The 20,114-nt window shown below is 66.2% G+C and carries 20 protein-coding genes; 2 read left to right on the forward strand and 18 right to left on the reverse strand.

Going from position 1 to position 20,114, the window contains the following annotated elements; translation table 11 throughout:
- The 14 genes from ACODRV_RS00900 to gmd all read right to left on the reverse strand — a co-directional run bounded on the left by ACODRV_RS00900 (position 1) and on the right by gmd (position 13,191).
- Positions 1 to 942: a class I SAM-dependent methyltransferase gene (locus ACODRV_RS00900; protein ID WP_488907110.1), complete on the reverse strand. Its 942-nt coding sequence runs from the start codon at positions 940 to 942 to the stop codon at positions 1 to 3.
- Between the two features lie 95 nt (positions 943 to 1,037).
- On the reverse strand, positions 1,038 to 2,477 hold the full coding sequence (locus tag ACODRV_RS00905) for a capsular polysaccharide export protein, LipB/KpsS family (protein WP_488907111.1): 1,440 nt from the start codon (positions 2,475 to 2,477) through the stop codon (positions 1,038 to 1,040).
- On the reverse strand, positions 2,474 to 3,712 hold the full coding sequence (locus ACODRV_RS00910) for a lipopolysaccharide biosynthesis protein (RefSeq protein WP_141625816.1): 1,239 nt from the start codon (positions 3,710 to 3,712) through the stop codon (positions 2,474 to 2,476). The genes ACODRV_RS00905 and ACODRV_RS00910 overlap by 4 nt, the downstream gene beginning before the upstream one ends.
- Positions 3,709 to 4,521 carry an SDR family oxidoreductase gene (locus ACODRV_RS00915; RefSeq protein ID WP_488907112.1) on the reverse strand — a complete coding sequence of 271 codons (813 nt, stop codon included), beginning with the start codon at positions 4,519 to 4,521 and terminating at the stop codon, positions 3,709 to 3,711. Before ACODRV_RS00915 ends, ACODRV_RS00910 begins: the two co-directional genes overlap by 4 nt.
- Positions 4,521 to 5,912, reverse strand: coding sequence for a glutamate-1-semialdehyde 2,1-aminomutase (locus tag ACODRV_RS00920; protein WP_488907113.1), 1,392 nt, complete (start codon positions 5,910 to 5,912; stop codon positions 4,521 to 4,523). The genes ACODRV_RS00915 and ACODRV_RS00920 overlap by 1 nt, the downstream gene beginning before the upstream one ends.
- Positions 5,913 to 5,925: 13 nt before the next feature.
- Positions 5,926 to 6,591: an LbetaH domain-containing protein gene (locus tag ACODRV_RS00925; RefSeq protein ID WP_488907114.1), complete on the reverse strand. Its 666-nt coding sequence runs from the start codon at positions 6,589 to 6,591 to the stop codon at positions 5,926 to 5,928.
- Positions 6,588 to 7,469, reverse strand: a complete 882-nt coding sequence (locus ACODRV_RS00930) for a sterol desaturase family protein (RefSeq protein WP_488907115.1) — start codon at positions 7,467 to 7,469, stop codon at positions 6,588 to 6,590. Before ACODRV_RS00930 ends, ACODRV_RS00925 begins: the two co-directional genes overlap by 4 nt.
- On the reverse strand, positions 7,469 to 8,245 hold the full coding sequence (gene hisF, locus ACODRV_RS00935; RefSeq protein ID WP_488907116.1) for an imidazole glycerol phosphate synthase subunit HisF: 777 nt from the start codon (positions 8,243 to 8,245) through the stop codon (positions 7,469 to 7,471). Before hisF ends, ACODRV_RS00930 begins: the two co-directional genes overlap by 1 nt.
- Entirely contained in the window at positions 8,245 to 8,865 is a 621-nt protein-coding gene (gene hisH / locus ACODRV_RS00940) for an imidazole glycerol phosphate synthase subunit HisH (RefSeq protein WP_141625822.1), read from the reverse strand. Before hisH ends, hisF begins: the two co-directional genes overlap by 1 nt.
- 13 nt (positions 8,866 to 8,878) lie before the next feature.
- On the reverse strand, positions 8,879 to 10,042 hold the full coding sequence (locus ACODRV_RS00945) for an N-acetyl sugar amidotransferase (RefSeq protein WP_141625823.1): 1,164 nt from the start codon (positions 10,040 to 10,042) through the stop codon (positions 8,879 to 8,881).
- A 2-nt stretch (positions 10,043 to 10,044) separates the two neighbouring features.
- Positions 10,045 to 10,794 carry an acylneuraminate cytidylyltransferase family protein gene (locus ACODRV_RS00950; protein WP_141625824.1) on the reverse strand — a complete coding sequence of 250 codons (750 nt, stop codon included), beginning with the start codon at positions 10,792 to 10,794 and terminating at the stop codon, positions 10,045 to 10,047.
- Positions 10,791 to 11,591: a glycosyltransferase family 2 protein gene (locus tag ACODRV_RS00955; protein WP_141625825.1), complete on the reverse strand. Its 801-nt coding sequence runs from the start codon at positions 11,589 to 11,591 to the stop codon at positions 10,791 to 10,793. Before ACODRV_RS00955 ends, ACODRV_RS00950 begins: the two co-directional genes overlap by 4 nt.
- On the reverse strand, positions 11,591 to 12,067 hold the full coding sequence (locus tag ACODRV_RS00960; protein ID WP_488907117.1) for a dTDP-4-dehydrorhamnose 3,5-epimerase family protein: 477 nt from the start codon (positions 12,065 to 12,067) through the stop codon (positions 11,591 to 11,593). The genes ACODRV_RS00955 and ACODRV_RS00960 overlap by 1 nt, the downstream gene beginning before the upstream one ends.
- A gap of 5 nt (positions 12,068 to 12,072) precedes the next feature.
- A complete protein-coding gene (gmd, locus tag ACODRV_RS00965; RefSeq protein ID WP_488907118.1) occupies positions 12,073 to 13,191 on the reverse strand; it encodes a GDP-mannose 4,6-dehydratase in 1,119 nt (372 codons plus the stop codon).
- A 226-nt stretch (positions 13,192 to 13,417) separates the two neighbouring features.
- On the opposite strand from gmd, the gene ACODRV_RS00970 reads away from it, so the two are divergent.
- Positions 13,418 to 14,704 (forward strand): cystathionine gamma-synthase family protein, encoded by a 1,287-nt coding sequence (locus ACODRV_RS00970; RefSeq protein WP_488907119.1) that lies wholly within the window; start codon positions 13,418 to 13,420, stop codon positions 14,702 to 14,704.
- Here the strand turns inward: ACODRV_RS00970 and acs are convergent.
- Complete coding sequence (acs, locus tag ACODRV_RS00975; protein ID WP_488907120.1) at positions 14,701 to 16,656, reverse strand: acetate--CoA ligase; 1,956 nt, start codon at positions 16,654 to 16,656, stop codon at positions 14,701 to 14,703. The two genes, ACODRV_RS00970 and acs, sit on opposite strands and share 4 nt — an antisense overlap.
- A 253-nt stretch (positions 16,657 to 16,909) precedes the next feature.
- Between acs and ACODRV_RS00980 the strand changes: the two genes are divergently transcribed.
- A complete protein-coding gene (locus tag ACODRV_RS00980) occupies positions 16,910 to 17,209 on the forward strand; it encodes a hypothetical protein (RefSeq protein WP_488907121.1) in 300 nt (99 codons plus the stop codon).
- Here the strand turns inward: ACODRV_RS00980 and ACODRV_RS00985 are convergent.
- Genes ACODRV_RS00985 through ACODRV_RS00995 form a run of 3 tightly spaced genes read right to left on the reverse strand, consistent with a single transcriptional unit; the run spans position 17,206 to position 20,093 of the window.
- Complete coding sequence (locus ACODRV_RS00985) at positions 17,206 to 18,300, reverse strand: sugar kinase (protein ID WP_488907122.1); 1,095 nt, start codon at positions 18,298 to 18,300, stop codon at positions 17,206 to 17,208. The two genes, ACODRV_RS00980 and ACODRV_RS00985, sit on opposite strands and share 4 nt — an antisense overlap.
- Positions 18,301 to 19,581: a TRAP transporter large permease gene (locus ACODRV_RS00990; protein WP_141625833.1), complete on the reverse strand. Its 1,281-nt coding sequence runs from the start codon at positions 19,579 to 19,581 to the stop codon at positions 18,301 to 18,303.
- A gap of 2 nt (positions 19,582 to 19,583) precedes the next feature.
- Complete coding sequence (locus ACODRV_RS00995) at positions 19,584 to 20,093, reverse strand: TRAP transporter small permease (RefSeq protein WP_488907123.1); 510 nt, start codon at positions 20,091 to 20,093, stop codon at positions 19,584 to 19,586.
- Positions 20,094 to 20,114: the final 21 nt, after the last annotated feature.

Here is a 20,114-nt window from a genome sequence, read left to right on the forward strand (position 1 = left end):
TCAGTCATCAACGCGGGTGCAGATCAGGATGCACGAGATGCTGACGCCACGCTTGATCGCCCGCTCCAGCGTGTAGCCCGTGACCGGCAGGTTATGGGCGATGTCTATGCGGAATCCCTGCGCCTCGACGAAGCTGTGGAACTCCTCGATCTGGCGCCACAGATAGATGTGGTCGGGCGCCGGGCTGTTGATCGGCACATGGATGAAGATACGGCCGCCGCGCTTCAGGGCGGCATGCAGGCTGCGCAGCGCCAGATCTGGGCGCTCCAGATGCTCCAGCACTTCGCTGATGACGGCGGCGTCGAACTCGTTGTGGCGCTCAGGCGCCTTCAGGATGTCCTGCTGGACCAGAGCCACCTCGCGGGTGACACCGAGCGTGTGCAAAGCCTCGCGGGTCTCGATGATGCTGCCTTCGGAGACGTCCCACGCTTCCAGCGCGGCGACATTGGGCTGCATCGAGGCGAAGTACAGGAAAATGCCGTGGCCCGGCCCGATCTCCAGATAGCGGCTGTCGGGCGCCAGCGCCGTCAGGAACTCCTGCCGGAAGACGTCGAAGGCGCGGGCATGCTGGTCCCAGATGATCTGCGAGATCATCAGGCCGCGCATGTAGCGGCCCATGTATTCGACGTTGCTGTAGACCTCGTCATAGGCCTCCTGGAACGTCGACAGCCGATAGCTGCCCTCGCGCTGGAAGTGGATTTCTTCCTCCAGCAGGCGCTCCGACACCCAGCGATAGTCCTCGACATAGAGGGGCAGTTCACCCTCGCCGATGCTGCGCAAGGAGACGGCGGCCAGTTCCTCGGTGCGGGCCAGGAAGGCGTCGTCATCGTTGGCGAAACGCTTCTCGACGTATTTCTGATGGTCTGGCCAGAAGGTCAGAAGGGCGCCGACGATGGCGCTCAGGCCGGGGTAGGGCGCGAGCTTTTCGGCCAATTCCGTCACGGATATCCCCTCGTCGATCCTGACCGCGTCTCCAGCCAGCCGGAAGGGCCTAACCGCTGCCCGCCGGTGGTGCAAGGCGAGGCGACGGCCCTGCGTCAGTTCAACGGCGATCCGTCGTGCCGTCCGCCGCCGGGCGGCATGAACCGGCCGTGCCAGTCCTCGCCTGCCGGGCCCAGCGCGCGCAATCGCTCGCCCAGCTTGCGGCCCAGCTCGGCGGTGGCCGGATTTGGCTGCGCCGGGTCGAAGCCTTTGAACGAGAAGAAGTCGGCGTCGAAGCTGCCCTTGAGCAGATTGGCGATAATGCGGGCCTGACGATCCCGCAGCGGCTCGGGCGGCGCGCGCCCTGCGACGGTGGTGGGCAGGGTCTCGAGATCAGGGGTCCCGCGCAGGACCACGAAATCGTCGGCGGTGACGTAGTAGGCCTCGCCCGTCACCGAGATGTTGCCCAGCAGGGCCGCCTGAAGTCCCAGCGTCCCGGTCGCGGTCACGTTGACGCCGCAGCGCGCCAGCAGGGCGTTGCCGCTGACCTCGTAGGGGACGATCACCACATTCGGGAAGGCTTTGAGGCGGTCCAGCAAACGGGTCTGGCGGAAGCCGAACTGCAGCGGGTGATCCTTGACGATGATCTGGTAGCCGGCGGCGGTCATCCGGCGCGCGATCTCGACCAGCATGTCCTCGTGGCGGACCAGATCGAGATCGTCGATCCAGTAGTCGATGGCGGCCTCGGGGAAGAGCTGCAGGCCGTAGAGGACGCGCCTGTCTTTCGGGAAGGCCTCGACCTTCGCTTCCCAGTCGCTTTCCACCATGCCGGTGACGCGCACGTCGGACCATTTCGCCTTGTGGCCGAGCCACGGCTGGGCGTCCATGTAGTGGGTATTCAGCCGGTCGCGCCGGGCCCAGGCGTAGAGCTGGAAGAAGGCGGCGCGGATGCGGAAATAGCCCAGCGTCTTCAGAAATCGCAGGGGGGTATAGGCGGCCTGCCCCTGCACATAGGCGGGGGTGAAAAGAGGGTCGGCGATCTCGCGGATGCGGGCCTCGACATCGGCGGCGTCCGGCTCGGCGCAGGCGGTGATCAGCTTGCCCCGGTGCATCAGCATGCACATGCCCGGCAGGGCGCTGGCCGTGACCTCGAAATAGGGCAGGCCGCGCTTTCGGGCGAGGCGGGCCAGAACGTCCTGATTGTAGTTGTCGATCGGGAAGCTGATCACATAGTCCGGCCGGATCGCCTCCAGTTGAATGTGCATGGCGTCCGCCATCGCCAGCGCCATGGCCGAGGCCTTGCGCACCGGCAGCCAGCGCAGCACCCTGCACCGGGCGATGACGTCCTTCACCTCGGCTGCGCTCAGCAAGGGAGAGGCAATGTCGCCCGCGGCGTAACGGCTCCGGTAGGCGGCGTAGTAGTCCTCCGTGACCGAGGCATCGCCCTGATCCCGGCGGTCTGTCAGCACCGTCACCTTGTCGAAGCCCAGATTGGCGCCGACATGGATCCACCAGTCCTGGGTGCGGTGGATGGCGTAGATCAGGGCGGTGGTCATGACTGCAGTCTTCGGACGGCCCGGCTGACGAGCACGAGGTAGAGGGCCGAGGTGGCGATGGTGGCGAAAGCGGCGCCGTATACCCCGAACCGCCAGGTCAGGGCCACCAGCAGCACCGCGCCCACCGCGAAGGCGACGCCCTGCGAAATCAGAATATGCCGTTCGTCATGGCGGGCGTTCAGGATCAGGGCGTGGAAGTCGGCGGCGGCCCGCAGCATGAAACCGATCAGAAGCACCCCCATCAGGGCCAGACTCAGATGGAAGCGCTCGGACCAGACGTGACCGGTCATGACATCGGCTCCCCACGCCATCAGCAGCAGCAAGGGGACGCCTACGACCGTTTTCAGATACTCGCGGAGCACCCGGCGACGCAGATGTGGAATGTCCTGCGTTTTCGCCTCGGTGAAGATGGCGGGGGTGATGCGATTGAACGAGGCGATGTTGAAGGCCTGATAGGCGAACGACACCAGCAGGGTGTGCCGGAAGTACTGGCCGGTCTGTTCAAAGCTCATCAGCCCGCCGACGGCCAGCCGGTCGAATTGCAGGATCAGGATGGCGATCAGGCCGATCAGGAAATGGGTCAGCGACGCCCTGTGCTGGCCCAGGATATCGACGTTGAACCGGAAGGGTTCGGTCCGCGCCGCGGCCGCGTTCAGCCGGGCGAACAGGACCAGCAGGGCCGTGGTGCACATCACCGCCCCGATCGCCCAAATCTCCATGACGAACATCAGGTCGAAGCCGTCGCGAGCGAAGATCGCGTGGTACAGGACCATCAACGCCAGCACGCTGTTCTTGGCCGCGACCACCACCAGCATCGGATAATAGCGGTGGTTGATCAGGGCGTACTGATAGGCCTGATTGGACAGGTGCTCGCCCAGCACCACGACCACAGCCAGCCCGATGACCAGCCAGCCGGGCTGGGTCCACAGGGCGATGGCCAGCACGAACAGCGGAACCATGACCGCCCAGTTGAACGCGAAAAATTTCAGCGCCTGCACGACATAGCGGTCGAAGACGCCGTGATCCTCGCCGGCCGAGCGGCGCTGGATGTCGATGTGGCGCTCGAAATTGAAGGCGAAGGCGAACAGGCCGACAAGTGTCGCGATCAGGCCGAACCGGCCCGCCTGCGCGATCTGCAGGCCGTAGGTGGCCGTCAGGATGAAGGCCGCGCGGGTTCCCACATCAACCAGTTTCACCCCGACCAGAAACAGGTCGCGTCGGCGTTGGGTGGTCACCAGGCGGTCCACCCGCCGTCCACCGCCAGCACCTGACCGGTGACATAGGACGAGGCCTCGCTGGCCAGGAACAGAAGCGGCGGCGCCATCTCCTCGCCCCGGGCCATCCGGCCCATCGGGACCCGCGAGGAATACAGGTCTCCGAACACGGAGTTCTGGCCGCTGGAGACGCCGCCCGGGACGAGGCAGTTCACCCGGATGCCCTTGTCGGCCCAGTGGGTCGCCAGCCATTTGGTCAGGCCGACGACGGCCGCCTTGGACGCCGAATAGACGGCCGGGGTGTTGATCGGGCCGCCGAGATAGTCCGAGCCTTCGTAGATGCGGCTGTCAGGTCCGACGAGGCCATAGATGGAGGCGGTCTGGATCACCCGTCCGCCGCGTCCGGCCTTCAGCATCTCCCTGCCGACCGCCTGCGCCATCAGGAACATGCCGTCGATATTGACGCTCATCACCTCGCGCCAGACGTCGAGACTGTAGGTCTCGAACGGCTCGAAGAAGGCGCGCACGTCGGCGGTCTTGGTCGCGGCGTTGTTGACCAGCACGTCAATCCGGCCAAACCGCGCCATGACCGCATCCACCGCCGTCTGCACCGACACGGGATCCGACACGTCGCAGCCGAAGCCCGCGCAGGTGTCGCCGATCTCCGAGGCGGCGGCTTTCGCGGCGTCCTCGAACAGATCCACGACCGCCACCTGCGCGCCCGCCTCGGCCAGTGCGCGGCAGAACAGCCGGCCGAGGATGCCCGCGCCGCCGGTGACCAGCGCAACCTGTCCGTCCAGTCGCGTCGCAGCGAAGGTGGGTGCGGTCATCAGTTGTGCGTCCGGAAGACCGGCTTGATCGCCGGGCCGTTCAACTGCGTTTCAACGCCCGCATCGAGCGCCTGTTTGTAGACGCCCAGCGCGCCGTCGAAGGCTTCCAGCGTGGTGGCCAGTTCAGCGTCGCCGTGGGCCTGCGAAATCGCCAGCCAGGGCATCATCACGCCGCGTTTCAGCATCTCCTGCGAGAACAGGGTGCGCATGGGCAGGGAGGGCGCGCCCGAGGCGTCGCGGGTCACGTAGTTCAGGGCGACCGACGGACCTTCCATGAAGACGTGGTCCTGCAGGCCGTGGCGGCCCGCGACCTCGGCGAGACCCGCCTTCAGCTTCGCGCCGTAGGCCCAGATATGGCCCGGGACGTCGTCGTCGGCGTTGATGCGTGTGGCCTCGACGAAGGCGCCCAGGGCCGGCATTTCCGCGCCGTGGGTCGAGGACAGCAGGAAGGTCCGCTCCATCCCCGGCTTGTCGATGGAGCCGACCTCCATGAACTCCCGCTTGCCGACGACCGCGGCCAGTGAGAAGCCGTTGGCCATCGCCTTTCCGTAGGTGGCCAGATCAGCCTCGATCCCGAACACTTCCTGCGCGCCCTTAAGATGCCAGCGGAAGCCGGTGATCATCTCGTCCAGTATGAACAGGGCGCCGTTGGCGTGGGCCAGATCGCGCACCTGATGCAGGAAGCCGCCGGCATGGTGGTCGGGCCCGGAATTCGGTTCGGGCGGCAGGCCCGGATCACCGTTGGCGAGGTGCGGCCAGATATGGGTCGAGGGTTCCAGCATCACCGCGGCGATCTGGTCCGGATACTGGTCGAAAAGGGCCTTCAGCGAGCCCATGTCGTTGTAGTCGAAGACCAGGGTGGTCGCCGCGTGATCATCCAGCGTGCCGCGCTTGATCGCGGTGACGCCGATGAACCAGTCGTCGAACGAGAAGAAGGGATGCTGGCGCGGCACGCAGACGTAGCGACGGCCGGTATAGGCGCGCGCGATCTTCACCGCGGCGGTGGTGACGTTGGAGCCGTTCTTGCCGAACTTCACCATCTCCGCGCAGGGGATCAGGTCGCAGATCAGCTCGGCGGCTTCCAGCTCGATCTCGGTGGCGCGGGTCAGGTTCACCCCGTTCTCGATCTGGCGAATGGCGGCGGCGTTCACCCGGTCATCGGCATAGCCGATGGTCACCGCGCGCAGGGCCATCCCGTAGTCGAGATACCGATTGCCGTGAGTGTCCCAGACATGGGCGCCCTTGCCCTGGCTCAGGACCGGCGGCGCGATGGACGGAAACTGGTCGTCACCCCGCGAATAGGTGTGGGCGCCGCCCGGGATCGCCTTGTGCAGGCGCGCGCGCAGGGCGGCGAAATCGGCTTGGGTGTTGCTTTTCGGGTCGGTCGTCATCGTCTCGGCATCCTCACACCCGCCACAGCGGGTAGGGCTTGTCCTGGCGTTTCAAGGTCGCGGTCTTGGGGCCGCCTATGTAGAGCGTATGGTCGGGCAGGTCGCGGTCCAGCACCAGAGATTCCGTCGCGATCTGGCAATGATCCCCGACGGTGCACCCGCCCAGCACCGCGCTGCCCGGGCGCAAGGTCACATGCTTGCCGAAGGTCGGGTAGACGTCGTGGTTCGAGCCGACGCCGCAGCGCTGGTAGGCGACGAAGAAGTCGCTGTAGTTCCCGCGTCCCAGCACGGTCGCCAACGGGTGCACCAGCAGGAAGACCGACGGCAACGACACCTCATAGAAGGCGTCGATGCCGTGCAGCGCCTTGTTGAGCAGGAACAGCTTGGAGCAGGTGGAGGCGGGGCCGCCCTGCCGGAACAGTTCGTTCGACAGCAGGTACAGCCACATCGCGTACTGGTCGCCGTGCAGGTGGCTGAACACCGCCGTCTCGCCGTCGAAGAAGTATTTGTTGTCGACGTGGCTGAAGCAGTGCTCCAGCCGCGACAGGGCGACGGTCACGGCGGACATCAGGTCGTCGGCCTCGACCACGTCCGGATCGGGGAACATGGCGTTGACCTGATGGGCGGCGTAGGCGGCCAGCCCCGGAGCGTCCAGGCTGGAGCGAACACGCAGGGTCATGCGGCGGTCTCCATGTTCGGTGCGGCCTTCTTCGCCCGCGCCAGCTTCCACAGACCATGGATGGGCGCGATCTGACCGTAGAGGAAGCCCTGCGGAATCTGCTCGTGATGCAGACCGTAGCTCAGGGGCTTGTCGCCACGCGGGACATAGGTGCCGAACATCCGGTCCCAGATCGCGAAGACGCCCGCGAAATTGCGGTCGATATGCTCCGGCGCCCTGGAGTGGTGGGTGCCGTGGAAGCTCGGCGAGACGATCAGCCACCCCAGCGGGCCGTAGGTCCAGGTCTGCCCCGAGTGCTCAAGGCATGAGCGCAGCACCATGAACAGATACAGCGCCAGCGGCGCGGCCGCCGAGCCCGTGATGACGCCGATAGGGAACAGCACGACCATGTCCAGCAACCGGTCCAGCAGGGGGAAGCGGAAGCGGGTGAAGACATTCAGCTCGCTCTGCGAATGGTGCACCTTGTGGAACTGCCAAAGCACCGGCCAGGCATGCTTCCAGCGGTGCAGCCAGTAGGCGGCGAAGTCCGTGACGATCAGTGTGACGACGAGCTTCAGCCACAGGGGCGCGGTGGCGATGGCGTCCAGCCGAAGCCAGGGCAGGTTGCCGTCGATGGTCGCGTTCAGTCCCGCAGCCACCGGCGCGAGGATCAGCAAGGCCTCCAGATGGCTGAGCTCCAGCACGGCGTAGAGCATGTCGGTGCGGACATTGCGCGAGGTGTAGCGCTTCCAGACATTCCGCCGCTGGATCAGTTCAGCGACGACGACCGCCGTCAGCGCGACCGCCAGGATGATGTAGAAGGGAAGCTCGGCGCCGATGTTGCGCGCGGCGGCGTTCACCGCCTTGACCACCACAGCCTGTATCCCCCCGAAGTCCATCAGGACCGGCTGCCCTTCTGGTTGCGGACATAGACGCCGTTGGTGGCCAGATAGGTCCGCACCTTGATCGGGCTGTGGTCGGTGAAGATAAACATGGACGAGATGGTGATCGCCGAGGCGCCCGCATCCAGCGCCGCCTTGCAGTCCGCCAGAGACCCGGCGCCGGACGAGGCGATCAGCGGGATCGACAGCCTGTTCGACAGCTCGCCGATCAGATCCAGATCATAGCCGTTCATCATGCCGTCGCGGTCTATGGACGACATCAGGATCTCGCCTGCGTGCAGGTCTTGCATGCGCTGGGCGAACTCGATCGGATCCTGGCTGGTCGGGGTCGTGCCGCCACGCCCGACGACGCGCTTCTTTCCGAACTCGTCGGCCTGATAGTCGATGGAGACGACGATGCACTGGTCGCCGAACCGGCTGGCGGCCTGGGTGATGAAGTCCGGGTTCTCGATGGCGGCGCTGTTGATGCTGACCTTGTCGGCGCCGCTCTTCAGCAGGCTTTCGATCTGCTCCAGCGTGGTCACGCCGCCGCCGACGGTCAGGGGCACGAAGACCTCCTCGGCCACCCGTTCGATGACGTTGCCGGTGACGACCCGTCCCTCGTTGGTGGCGTCGATGTCCACGAACAGCAGTTCGTCCACGCCGTAGGAGTCATAGACCTTGGCGGTCGAGACCGGGTTGCCGGCCTCGCGCTGATCGTCGTGGAACCGGCGCATCTTCACCAGACGGCCGCCGCGGATCAGGAATTTCGGGATGATCCGTTTCTTCAGCATCAGAATTCGTGCGCCAGCCAGTTCTGCAACAGCTGCAGGCCATTGTCCTGGCTCTTCTCCGGATGGAACTGGGCCGCGACCAGATTGCCCCGCCGCACCGCCGCAGTGAAGGGGCCGCCGTGGTCGCAGGTGCCCGCCACGTCCGCCGGATCGGCGCAGACCATGTGGAAGGAGTGGACGAAATAGTAGTCGCTCTCGCCCGAAGGCAGGCCCTTGAACAGCCACTCGTCCGGGGCGAAAGAGACGGCGTTCCAGCCGACGTGCGGCACCTTGGCCGGGCGCTGCACCTGAAGCGGGCGGATTTCCGCGTCCAGCCAGCCCAGACCTTCATGCTCGCCGTGTTCGAAGCTCTTCCTGGCGAACAGCTGCATGCCCAGACAGACGCCCAGCACCGGCTTCTTCACCTCCAGCGCCAGCCGGTTCAGCACCGGGCGCAGGTTCTTGGCGTCGATGGCGGCCATGGCGTCGCCGAACGCGCCGACGCCGGGCAGGACCAGCCGGTCCGCCTCTTCCAGCTCGTCGAAGTCGGCGGTCACGACCGCGTCCTCGCCGATGTACTCGAAGGCGTTCATCAGCGAACGGACGTTGCCCATGCCGTAGTCGATGATGGCGATGGTCATCGGGCGCGCGCTCCTACTTCGGTGGGCCGACCTTGAGGTCGCTCAGGTCCGTGCGGTCCCATTTGTCGAAGTCCGGCATGACGTCGCCGGTCTCCAGATTTTTGCGATCAAACTTCCACGGGTGGACCTGGTGCGGGGCCAGGATGTCGTAGAACTCGTCTTCGGTGATCTGCAGGTGTTGCAGGAACCAGTCCATGGAGGCCGGGCGCTTGCCGTCGTACCTGGCCTCGATCTCCAGCGCCTCCTCGCGGGTCTTGCGACCGTTGCGGATGTCGATGGACAGCAGGTGGTTCGCCCGACCGTAGCCGCGCTTCACATATTTCGACCAGTCGCGCATGCCCTGGAAGGTGCACTCGATCTTTTCGTAGTCGTACTCGGGCGGCACGCCCTCGACTTCCTGCCCCTTCCAGCCGAGCTCCTTCTTGATCAGCTCGACGTTCGCCTTGGTGTCCCACTCGATGTAGTTGCCCAGGCAGATCGACTGGACCTTGAGTTTGATCAGGTCCTTGCGCTTCGGATAGTCGAACATCCACAGGTCGCGGCGCTCCACCCGCCCCTGCAGGAACTCATACATGTCGTCCGCCGTGATCCCCTGGTTCATCAGGCGGTTGAAGCGCTTCTCGTCGACCTCCTCCATCTCCTCGAAGGTGTACCAGCTGTGGTACTCGGCCGTGCTCTCGCCCCAGAACAGCAGCGGCACCTCGAAGCGGACGGCCATGTGCATGACGCCCGAATAGATGCCGGTGTGGCAGTGCCAGCAGAAGTCGCCCCGGCGCTTGAAGCTCTCCAGCATCAGCTCGCGCACGACGTGGAAATTCGGCGTGAACTCGACCACGTCGCAGCCCAGCTGCTTGAAGACCGAAGTGTTGTTCTCCTCGACCAGCGGCCGGTAGCCCCAGTGGTTATAGCGGACCACCAGCGGCTTAAGTTTCAGCACCTTGATGATGTAATAGAGCTGGAAGACCGAGTCCTTGCCGCCCGAATAGGGGACGATGCAGTCGTACAGGCCCTTGCCCTTGTGGGCGGCCACGATCTCGTCGAGCTGGCGGCCACGGTCGGCCCAGTCGATCTTGTCCTGCTTGAACTCGACCTGACGGCAGACCGAGCACACCCCCTCTTCATCGTAGGTGATGGTGTCGACCGTCTCGGGGGTCAGGCAACGGGTGCACTTGCGCATGGTCATTCCGCGCCGGACGCAGAGGCCCGGCTTTCTTCAAGGATCGTATCAAGGTTCGAGGCGATCGCCTCGATGCAGATGAAGTCGACCAGATCGTCGACCTCGTGCGCCTTGTGGCGCGCGCTCTCATAGCCGAGCGTCCGGGTGTGGCAGAAGCCCTGCTCGCGACGCAGGGCCTCGACGGTCGAGATGTAGAGCGTCCCGTCCAGCGAGAAGAGGGGCTCGATGTCCTGCCGGCGCGGCATCTCGCCGAAGGTGGCGGAGGCGTAGGGAGTGATGCCGCCCTGACCGTTCTTGCGGACGGCGAAGGCGGGGTGGGTCGCTTCCAGCTTCGACACGCCGACGATGGCGTCCGCGTCGGCGGCGACCAATCGGGCCAGCGCGGCGTCCACGTCCGATCCTTCGGTCAGCGGCGAGGTCGGCTCCAGCAGCACGACGTAGTCGTAGACCTCGCCCTCCGCCGCCAACGTATCGACGGCGTGCAGGATGAAGCCGATGGACGGGGCGGTGTCGCTGGCCAGTTCGGCCGGACGCAGGAAGGGGGCCTCGGCGCCGTGGGCGACCGCGATGTCGGCGAACTCCCGGCTGTCGGTTGAAATGATCACCCGGTCCACATGGGCCGAGGCGCGCGCGGCCGCGATGGGCCAGGCCAGCAGGGGCTTGCCCGCCAGCATCCGGACGTTCTTGCCCGGCAGGCCCTTTGAGCCCGACCGCGCCGGAACGATGGCCAGAACGCGCTTGCCGTCGATCATTTGCCGCCGGCTCCCGCGATGTCCGGGGCCTTCACGAACGGGGCGCGGGCGCGCTGCACCGAACGGTCCAGCACCTTGTGCGCGAAGAACAGGGCCTTGGGGTAGTTGAGGCCGTGCGCCTGCTGGCTGGCGCGGATTTCGTCGTTCTGGCGGATGATGCTGGAGGCGTTGCCGCCGGTCGCGCCGCCCGAGCGCATCCGCACCCAGATGCTGGGGATGTAGAGCGACTTCACCCGCGCCACATAGAAGGTCCGCAGCATGAAGTCGTAGTCGGCCGCCAGCCGGTAGGTGGTGTCGAAGCCGCCGACCTTGTCGTACACGCTGCGGCGCAGGAACAGGGTCGGGTGGGCCGGGATGAATCCGCGGCGCAGGTTCTCGACCGTCGCCGGGCGCGACTTCCAATGCCGCTCGATCTTCGAGGTGTCGACCGGATCGACATAGACCAGATCGCCGTGCACGGCCTCCAGCTCCGGGTCCGCCTCGAAGGCCGCCATGACTTCCGACAGCGCTTCGGGCGTGCAGTAATAATCGTCGGAGTTGATGAAGCCGATGACCTCGCCGGTCGCTCGCGACAGGCCCTTGTTATAGGCATCGTAGATGCCCTTGTCGGGCTCGGACACGGCGGAGGTGACGCGCTGTCCCTCGCGAGCGACGATCTCCATCGTCTCGTCCTTCGAGCCGCCGTCCACGACCAGATATTCGAAGTCCGGCCAGGTCTGGGCGTTCACCGACCGCAGGGTGTCGGCGATGGTGCGCGCGCTGTTGTAGCTGGCGGTGATCAGGGAAAGCTTGGTCATCACTCTGCTCCGGGCGCCGGCAGGGGCGGCGCCGCGCGGTCCTTGTCCGACAGGATCACCGTCGTCACCCCCAGCAGGGCGGGCAGACGGTCGGCGATGGAATAGGCCGTCTCGGACGCCTCATCGTATCCGCCGTCGCAGACATACTCAAACAGGGTGTCTTCCAGCGCATAGAAGCCGTGGGCGTACTGCGCGTCGATGCGGACCCAGCCGTCCTCGGGTGTCACGGTGGTGGTCTTCAACTCCAGCGCCGGATCATCCAGATCGACGATGATGTCGACGATCCGGCCCTCGACCACGCGGATGACCTTGGTCTGGGGTGAAGGATCGCGCTGGACATGCAGGCCGCGGAAAACGCCCTGTTTCGAGAACGAGCGCTTCAGCACCATGGCGTCGCTCTCGTAGAGAACTTCCAGCCAGCCGCGATTGTCCTCGCGGCGATGCGCCTTGCGGTCGAGGCGGACGAACGGACCCAAGGCGATCAGCTCCAGTCGGCCGACTTGAGCAGCAGGGCCTTGCGGGCGGCCAGCAGATCGGCCTCCATCATCTCGTCCACCATCTCCTCGAAGGTGATCTCGGGCTCCCAGCCCAGTTTCGCCTTCGCCTTCGAAGGATCGCCCAGCAGGGTCTCCACCTCGGTCGGGCGGAAATAGCGCGGGTCGACGCGGATGATGGTCTGGCCTTCCTTGATGGCCGGGCAGCGGGTCATGGCGTGGGCCGGATCGACTGCGGCGACGACGCCGACCTCGTTCACCCCTTCACCTTCCCAGCGCAGGGTTACGCCGATACGCGCGGCCGAGACCTCGACGAACTGGCGCACGCTGTACTGCTTGCCGGTGGCGATGACGTAGTCGTCCGGCTCGTCCTGCTGCAGCATCATCCACTGCATGCGGACATAGTCCTTGGCGTGGCCCCAGTCGCGCAGGGCGTCCATATTGCCCAGATACAGGCAGTCGCTCAGACCCTGGGCGATCTCACCGAGGCCCCGGGTGATCTTGCGGGTGACGAAGGTCTCGCCGCGCCGCTCGCTCTCGTGATTGAACAGGATGCCGTTGCAGGCGAAGATTCCGTAGGCCTCGCGGTAGTTCACGCACATCCAGTAGGCGAACATCTTGGAGACCGCATACGGGCTGCGCGGATAGAAGGGCGTGGTCTCCGACTGGATCGGCTCCTGCACCAGTCCGTACAGCTCCGACGTCGAGGCCTGATAGAATTTGGTCTTCTTCTCAAGACCCAGCAGGCGGATCGCCTCAAGCAGCCTCAGGGTGCCCAGCGCATCGACATCGGCGGTGTATTCCGGGGTCTCGAAGCTGACGGCCACGTGGCTCTGGGCGCCGAGGTTGTAGATTTCGTCCGGCTGCACCTCCTGAATGATCCGCACCAGATTGGAGGTGTCGGTCAGGTCGCCGAAATGCATCTGGAAACGCACGTCCGCGTCGTGCAGGTCCTGGTAGATGTGGTCCACGCGGTCGGTGTTGAACAGCGACGACCGGCGCTTGATGCCGTGAACCTCATAGCCCTTCTCCAGCAGCAGTTCCGCCAGATAGGAGCCGTCCTGGCCCGTGATGCCGGTGATCAGCGCGGTCTTCTTGGTCGTCATCAGGCCTTCCAGACAGTCTCAAACGGGAGGCGCGCGGACGCTGCAGCGTCGCCCGGGAGCCCCCGTTTCGGGCTTTGCCGACGCTCAACGCACAGCGTCGGTGCGTGATCCGTCGGCCGCGAACTGTCTAGGCGTGATTTGTGACAATGGCCAGCGACGGCGCCGCGGTGCAGCGTGACACCTTCTGACGCGGGCCCTAGGAGGCGCCCTCGGAGGAGACCCCAGTATGAGTCGTCACAAGAGCCGCTCGATCGGCCAGCGTTCGCTTTCGCCTGAAACCCTGATGATGGGCTACGGCTATGATCCCGCCCTGTCAGAGGGTTCCATCAAAGCCCCGATTTTCCAGACATCGACCTTCGTCTTCCGCTCGGCGGAGGACGGCAAACGGTTCTTCGAGGTGGCCTACGGCCTGCGCGAAAAGGACCCCGAGGAGGCGCTGGGTCTGATCTATTCGCGGATCAACAACCCCAATCTCGAGATTCTGGAAGACCGTCTGGCCGTCTGGGACGGCGCGGACAAGGCGCTGGTCTTCTCCAGCGGCATGGCGGCCATCTCCACCACCATTCTGGCGCTCAGCCGTCCGAATGACGTGGTGGTCTACACCGCCCCGGCCTACGGCGGGACCGAGTATCTGTTTGACCGCATCCTGCCGCGCATGGGCGTCCAGACCGTCAGTGTCGCGGACTGCGGTGAGGGCGAAGGCCTGACCGGCGCGATCCATGAAGCGGCGGAGACCGCCAGGGCGCGGGGCGGGCGGCTGGCGGCGGTCTATGTCGAGACCCCGGCCAATCCCACCAACCAGCTGATCGATCTTGAAGACGCCGCGGCGGCGATCAAGGCGTTGGGACAGGCCGAGCCGCCGCCGCTGGTCGTGGACAACACCTTCCTCGGCCCGCTCTGGCAGAAGCCGCTTGAGCATGGGGCGGACCTGATCCTCTACTCCCTGACCAAATATGTCGGCGGCCATTCGGACCTGATCGCGGGCGCCTGTCTCGGTCGCGCCGACCTGATGGGGCGGGTGGCCGAGATGCGGACCATCTGCGGCACGATCAGCGATCCGCACACCGCCTGGATGCTGATGCGCAGTCTTGAGACGCTGCACATCCGCATGGAGCGGTCGCAACAGAACGCGGTCGAACTGGTGAACCGCCTGCGCGGCCATCCCGGGATCGAGGCGGTGCTGGACGCGGGCGGGGCCGAAAGCTCTGCGGCCCAGCAGGCTATCTTCGCGCGCCAATGCTCGGGTCCCGGCTCGACCTTCTCCCTGCGGCTCAAGGGCGGGGAGGCGGAGGCCTTCCGCATGCTGAACGCCCTGCAACTGTTCAAGCTGGCGGTGTCGCTGGGCGGGACCGAAAGCCTGGCCTCCCATCCCTCCAGCACCACCCACTCGGACTATTCACCCGAGGCCAAGGCGCGCTGCGGCATCGGCGACAATCTGGTCCGCTTGTCGGTCGGCATCGAGAATGTGGACGACCTGTATGCCGACCTGACGCAGGCGCTGGGGGCGGTTTAAGCCGCCCCGGCCCTGTTCGTGACGAGGTCGTCGACGACGGAGGGGTCGGCGAGGGTTGAGGTGTCGCCCAGGGCGGTGATTTCGTTCTCGGCGATCTTGCGCAGGATGCGGCGCATGATCTTGCCGGATCGGGTCTTGGGCAGGCCGGGGGCCCACTGGATGACGTCGGGGGCGGCGATGGGGCCGATCTCGTGGCGGACCTGGGCGATCAGGGCGGCCTTCAGATCGTCGGTCGGCTCGACGCCCTTGTTCAGGGTGACGTAGGCGTAGATGCCCTGACCCTTGATGTCGTGGGGGAAGCCGACGACGGCGGCCTCGGCCACGTCGTCGTGCAGGACCAGCGCGCTCTCGACCTCGGCGGTGCCCATCCGGTGGCCCGAGACATTGATCACGTCATCGACCCGGCCGGTGATCCAGTAATAGCCATCCGCGTCGCGGCGGCAGCCGTCGCCGGTGAAATACTTGCCCGGATAGGTGCTGAAATAGGTGTCGAAGAAGCGCTGGTGGTCGCCATAAACCGTGCGCATCTGGCCCGGCCAGCTGTCGGTGATGACCAGATTGCCCTCGGCCGCCCCCTCCAGCACCCGCCCTTCGGCGTCCACCAGTTGCAGCTCGACGCCGGGCAGGGGTCTGGTCGCCGAGCCGGGCTTCAGGTCGGTCGCGCCGGGCAGGGGGGAGACCAGTATCCCCCCGGTCTCCGTCTGCCACCAGGTGTCCACGATCGGGCAGCGGCCCTCGCCGACCACCTCATGATACCAGCGCCAGGCCTCGGGATTGATCGGCTCGCCGACCGAGCCCAGCAGGCGCAGGGAGCTTCGGCTGGTCGCCTTCACCGGCCCGTCGCCCTCGCGCATCAGGGCCCTGAGCGCGGTGGGGGCGGTGTAGAAGATCTCCACCCGGTGCTTGTCCACCACCTGCCAGAAGCGGCTGTGGTCCGGATAGTGGGGCACGCCCTCGAACATCAGGGTCGTCGCGCCGTTGGCCAGCGGGCCATAGACGCAATAGCTGTGGCCGGTCACCCAGCCCACATCGGCGGTGCACCAGAAGACCTCGCCGGGGCGATAGTCGAACACCAGCTCGTGGGTCCATGACGCCCAGAACAGGTATCCGCCGGTGGTGTGCAGCACGCCCTTGGGCTTGCCGGTCGAGCCGGAGGTATAGAGGATGAACAGCGGGTCCTCGGCGTTCATCGGCTCGCAGGGGCAGTCGGCGCTGACCGTCGCCTTCGCCTCATCATAGAGAATGTCGCGGCCCTCGAGGATCGGCACGTCGGCGCCGGTGTGCCGGATCACCAGCACCTTCTCGACCTTGGCCTCGGGCGCCACCTTCTCCAGCGCCGCGTCGACATTGGCTTTCAGCGGGATGCGCTTGCCGCCGCGCACGCCCTCGTCGGTGGTGATGACGACCCTGGAGCCGCAGTCCTCGATCCGGCCCGCCAGACTGTCGGGCGAGAAGCCGCCGAACACCACCGAATGCACCGCCCCGATGCGGGCGCAGGCCAGCATCGCCACCGCCGCCGCCGGGATCATCGGCAGGTACAGGGTCACCCGGTCGCCCTTCACCACGCCCATGTCCTTCAGGACATTGGCCATGCGGCAGACCTCGGCGTGCAGTTCGCGATAGGTCAGGCGCCCGTCGTCGGTGGGGTCATCGCCTTCCCGGATGATCGCCGTCTCATCGCCGCGCTCGGCCAGATGCCGGTCCAGGCAGTTCCAGGCGACATTCAGCACCCCGTCGGCGAACCAGCGAATGCGGAAGTCCGCCTGGTCAAACGACACGTCCTTGATCTGCGTCGGCGCCCTCATCCAGTCCAACCGACGCGCCTGCTCCGCCCAGAAACCCTCCGGCGTCTCACGCGCCGAGACACGGGCGGTGTCATAGCCGTGCGCGGTCATGCGCGCGCGCTGGGCCCACTCGGACGGGACGGGATAAAGATCAGGGCCTTCGGTCACGGCTTTCCTCACTCAATGTTCTTGTCGGACCATTCCGGCCCCGCCGACGGGTCGAGCCGCCAGACTCCGCCACCGAACAGCAAGCCGGAGCCCCGGTCTATCCCGCAGCGACAACATGGGGCGCGCCATCTGTCGCGAAAGTGCGCCAGTCCCCCATCGGCGCTCGCAAAAGTAGGTCTTGGATTTACGTCTGGGTTGTGGTGCCGTCTTCGGCGCCGCACGGGCGACTCAGGAAACGGCAGGACGGCCCCGCATGGCCCCGGTGAAGAATGTCACGATCTCGAACGGATCGGTCACCTACCATGATGAGGTAGAGGCGGGTCTCGTGGAGTTTGAATCGGCGCCGGCCTTCTTTGAGGCGTCCTTCATGCTGGATGCCGAATCCGAAGCCGGCGGTCTGAAGGTGCGCAACATCTTCCATCTGCGCACCCGCGTCGCGGGCCTGCCCGCGGACACGCCCTATGCCGAAGTCGAGGCGCGGGCCTTTGAGCAGCTGGCGCCGATGCTGGCTGATCTGGCGCGTCAGATCGAGGCCGGGCGCGGCAAGGCCTAGCGGACGGCGGCTGCGCCCCGTCCCTCGACCAGCCCCTTCACCTCGGAGAGCGAGGTCATGGCGTTGTCGCCGGGCGTGGTCATGGCGATGGCGCCGTGGGCGACGCCGTAGTCGACGGCCGCCTGTGCGCCGAGGCCCTGCATGAAGGCCCAGGCCAGTCCCGAGACAAAGCCGTCGCCGCCGCCCACGCGATCCAGCACGGCGATCTCCGTCACCGGCGTGGCGTAACGCTCGCCGCCGATCCATAGCACTCCGCCCCAACGGTTGATCGAGGCCGAAACCGGATCGCGCAGGGTGGCGGCGAAGACCTGCACATTCGGCAGTTCCGTCGCCAGCCGCGCCACGAGGGCGTCGAAGGGGGCGCTGTCCGCCGCATCGGCGCGGTTGTCCTTGGTCTCAATCCCGAGGCAGGCGGCGTAGGCGTACTCGTCCCCGACCAGCACATCCACCAGTCCGGCGATCTCCCGGTTCACCCGACGCGCGGCGTCCGGGTCCGGGTGGCTGGACCACAGGCTGGCGCGATAGTTCAGGTCATAGCTGACCACCACCCCATGCCGCTTCGCTGCGCGAATGGCGGCCAGCGTCGTCTCGGCGGTGTCTTCCGACAGGGCGGCGAAGATGCCGCCGGTGTGCAGCCAGCGCACACCTTCAACGCCGAACAGATGGTCCCAGTCCACCTCGTCCGGTTTGATCTGTGAGGCCGAGGAGTTGGCTCGGTCGGAGCAGCCCAGCGCCCCGCGCGGGCCGAAGCCGCGCTCGGTGAAGTTCAGGCCCACGCGGGTGTTGCGTCCGACGCCGTCGGCCTCGCGCCACAGGATGTGGGACACATCAACACCGCCCTGCAGGATCAGGTCCTCGACCAGCGCCCCGGTCTCGGTGCGGGGCAGGGCGGTGACGACCGAACTGCGCAGGCCGAAGGTCTTCCGCAGGCCACGGGCGACATTGTACTCGCCGCCGCCTTCCCAGACCTGGAAGGTCCGGGCCGTGCGGATGCGACCCTCGCCGGGGTCGAGACGCAGCATGACCTCGCCGAGCGCGACACAGTCCCAGCGACAGTCTTCGGCGGGCCTCAGGCCCTTCAGGTCAGTCATCTATTTCAACAGCGAGGGCAGCCAGAGCGAGATCGCGGGCACGAAGGTGACCAGCATCAGCACGGCGGTGCAAGCCAGATAGAAGGGCCAGATCGAACGCAGGCTGTGGGTCATCGGCACCTTGGCGATGGCGCTGCCGACGAACAGCACCGAACCCACCGGCGGGGTGATCAGGCCGATACCGCAGTTCAGAAGCAGGATCACGCCGAACTGAACCGGGTCCACGCCGAAAGCCTTGGCCACCGGCAGGAAGATCGGGGTGCAGATGATGATCAGCGGCGCCATGTCCATGAAGGTGCCGAGCACCAGCAGGATGATGTTGATCAGCAGCAGGATCAGGATCGGGTTGTCGGTCAGGGTCTGCAGCAGGCTGACCATCATCGACGGAACCTGCAGATAGGCCATCAGCCAGCCGAAGGCGCCCGCGCAGCCGATGATGAACAATACCGCGCCCGAGGTGCGCGCCGCGCCCGTGCAGGCCGCCTTGAACGCCGACCAGCTCATGTGACGGTAGACGATGCCGGTCACGACGGTGGCGTAGACCACCGCGATCGAGGCGCTTTCCACGGCGGTGAAGATGCCCGCCCGGATGCCGCCGAAGATGATGCCGACCAGCAGCAGGCCCGGAATGGCGGCGACCAGTCGCGTCAGCACCGCGCGGAAGCCGGGGAAGGGCTCGGCGGTGTAGCCCCGGCGGCGGGCCAGCACATAGGAGACGATCATCAGCGACACGGCCAGCAGGCCCGCCGGGACGATGCCCGCCGCGAACAGGTCCGAGATCGACACCCCGCCCCCGGCCGAGGCCGAGTAAAGGATCATGTTGTGCGACGGCGGAACCAGCAGGGCGACCAGCGCCGCGGAGATGGTCACATTGACGGCGTAGTCGCTGTCATAGCCGCGCTTCTGCATCTGCGGGATCATGGTGCCGCCGATGGCCGAGACGTCGGCGATGGCGCTGCCCGAGACGCCGCCGAACAGGGTCGAGCCGACGACCGTCACCTGGCCCAGGCCGCCGCGCACATGGCCGACCAGCGAACCGGCGAGGGTGATCATCCGGTCGGACAGGCCGCCCTTCATCATCAGTTCGCCGGTGAAGATGAACAGGGGGATGGCCAGCAGGGCCACCGAGGTGATGTCCGAGCCCATCTGCTGGAACACCACGATAGGCGGCAGGGCCAGATACAGCACGGTCGCCAGCGTCGCCGCCAGCAGGGAGAAGGCCACCGGCACGCCGATCGCCAGCAGGATGGCCAGCAGGCCGAACAGGATGATGTATTCCATGATCAGTCCTCCGCCTCGACGGCCTCAGGGGCGCGATAGTCGCCGGTCAGAAGCCGCTCGATCGCGAACAGCAGGATCAGGCCGCCGCCGACGCACAGGCCGGCGAATTTGAGACCAGAAGGCAGGGGCGCGCCGGCCATGTTGACGGACCAGTCGTCGATCATCAGCGTGCCGCCCAGCCAGAACAGTCCCGCGCCCGAGGCCGCCGCGATCAGGCGCGTCATGGCTTTCAGCGCCGACTGCACCTTTTCGGGCAGGGCGTGCTGCAGGGTCTGGAAGGCGAAATGCGTTTCGCGCCGCACGGCCACCGAGGCGCCGAACATGACGGCGAAGCTCATCAGCAACAGGGCCAGCGGCTCGGTCCAGCCGGGACTGTCGTTCAGCACATAGCGGGCAAACACCTGCCAGGCCTGGATCAGCGCCATGAGCACCAGCGCCACGCCGGCGAGGCCCAGCACAGCTGTTGCGAGTGCGTCCAAGGCGCGGACAATACCGCGTCGGGCTTCAGTCATTCCCGGTTCCCCTCCCAGAGC

It is taken from the genome of Brevundimonas sp. FG8 (genome assembly GCF_057808845.1).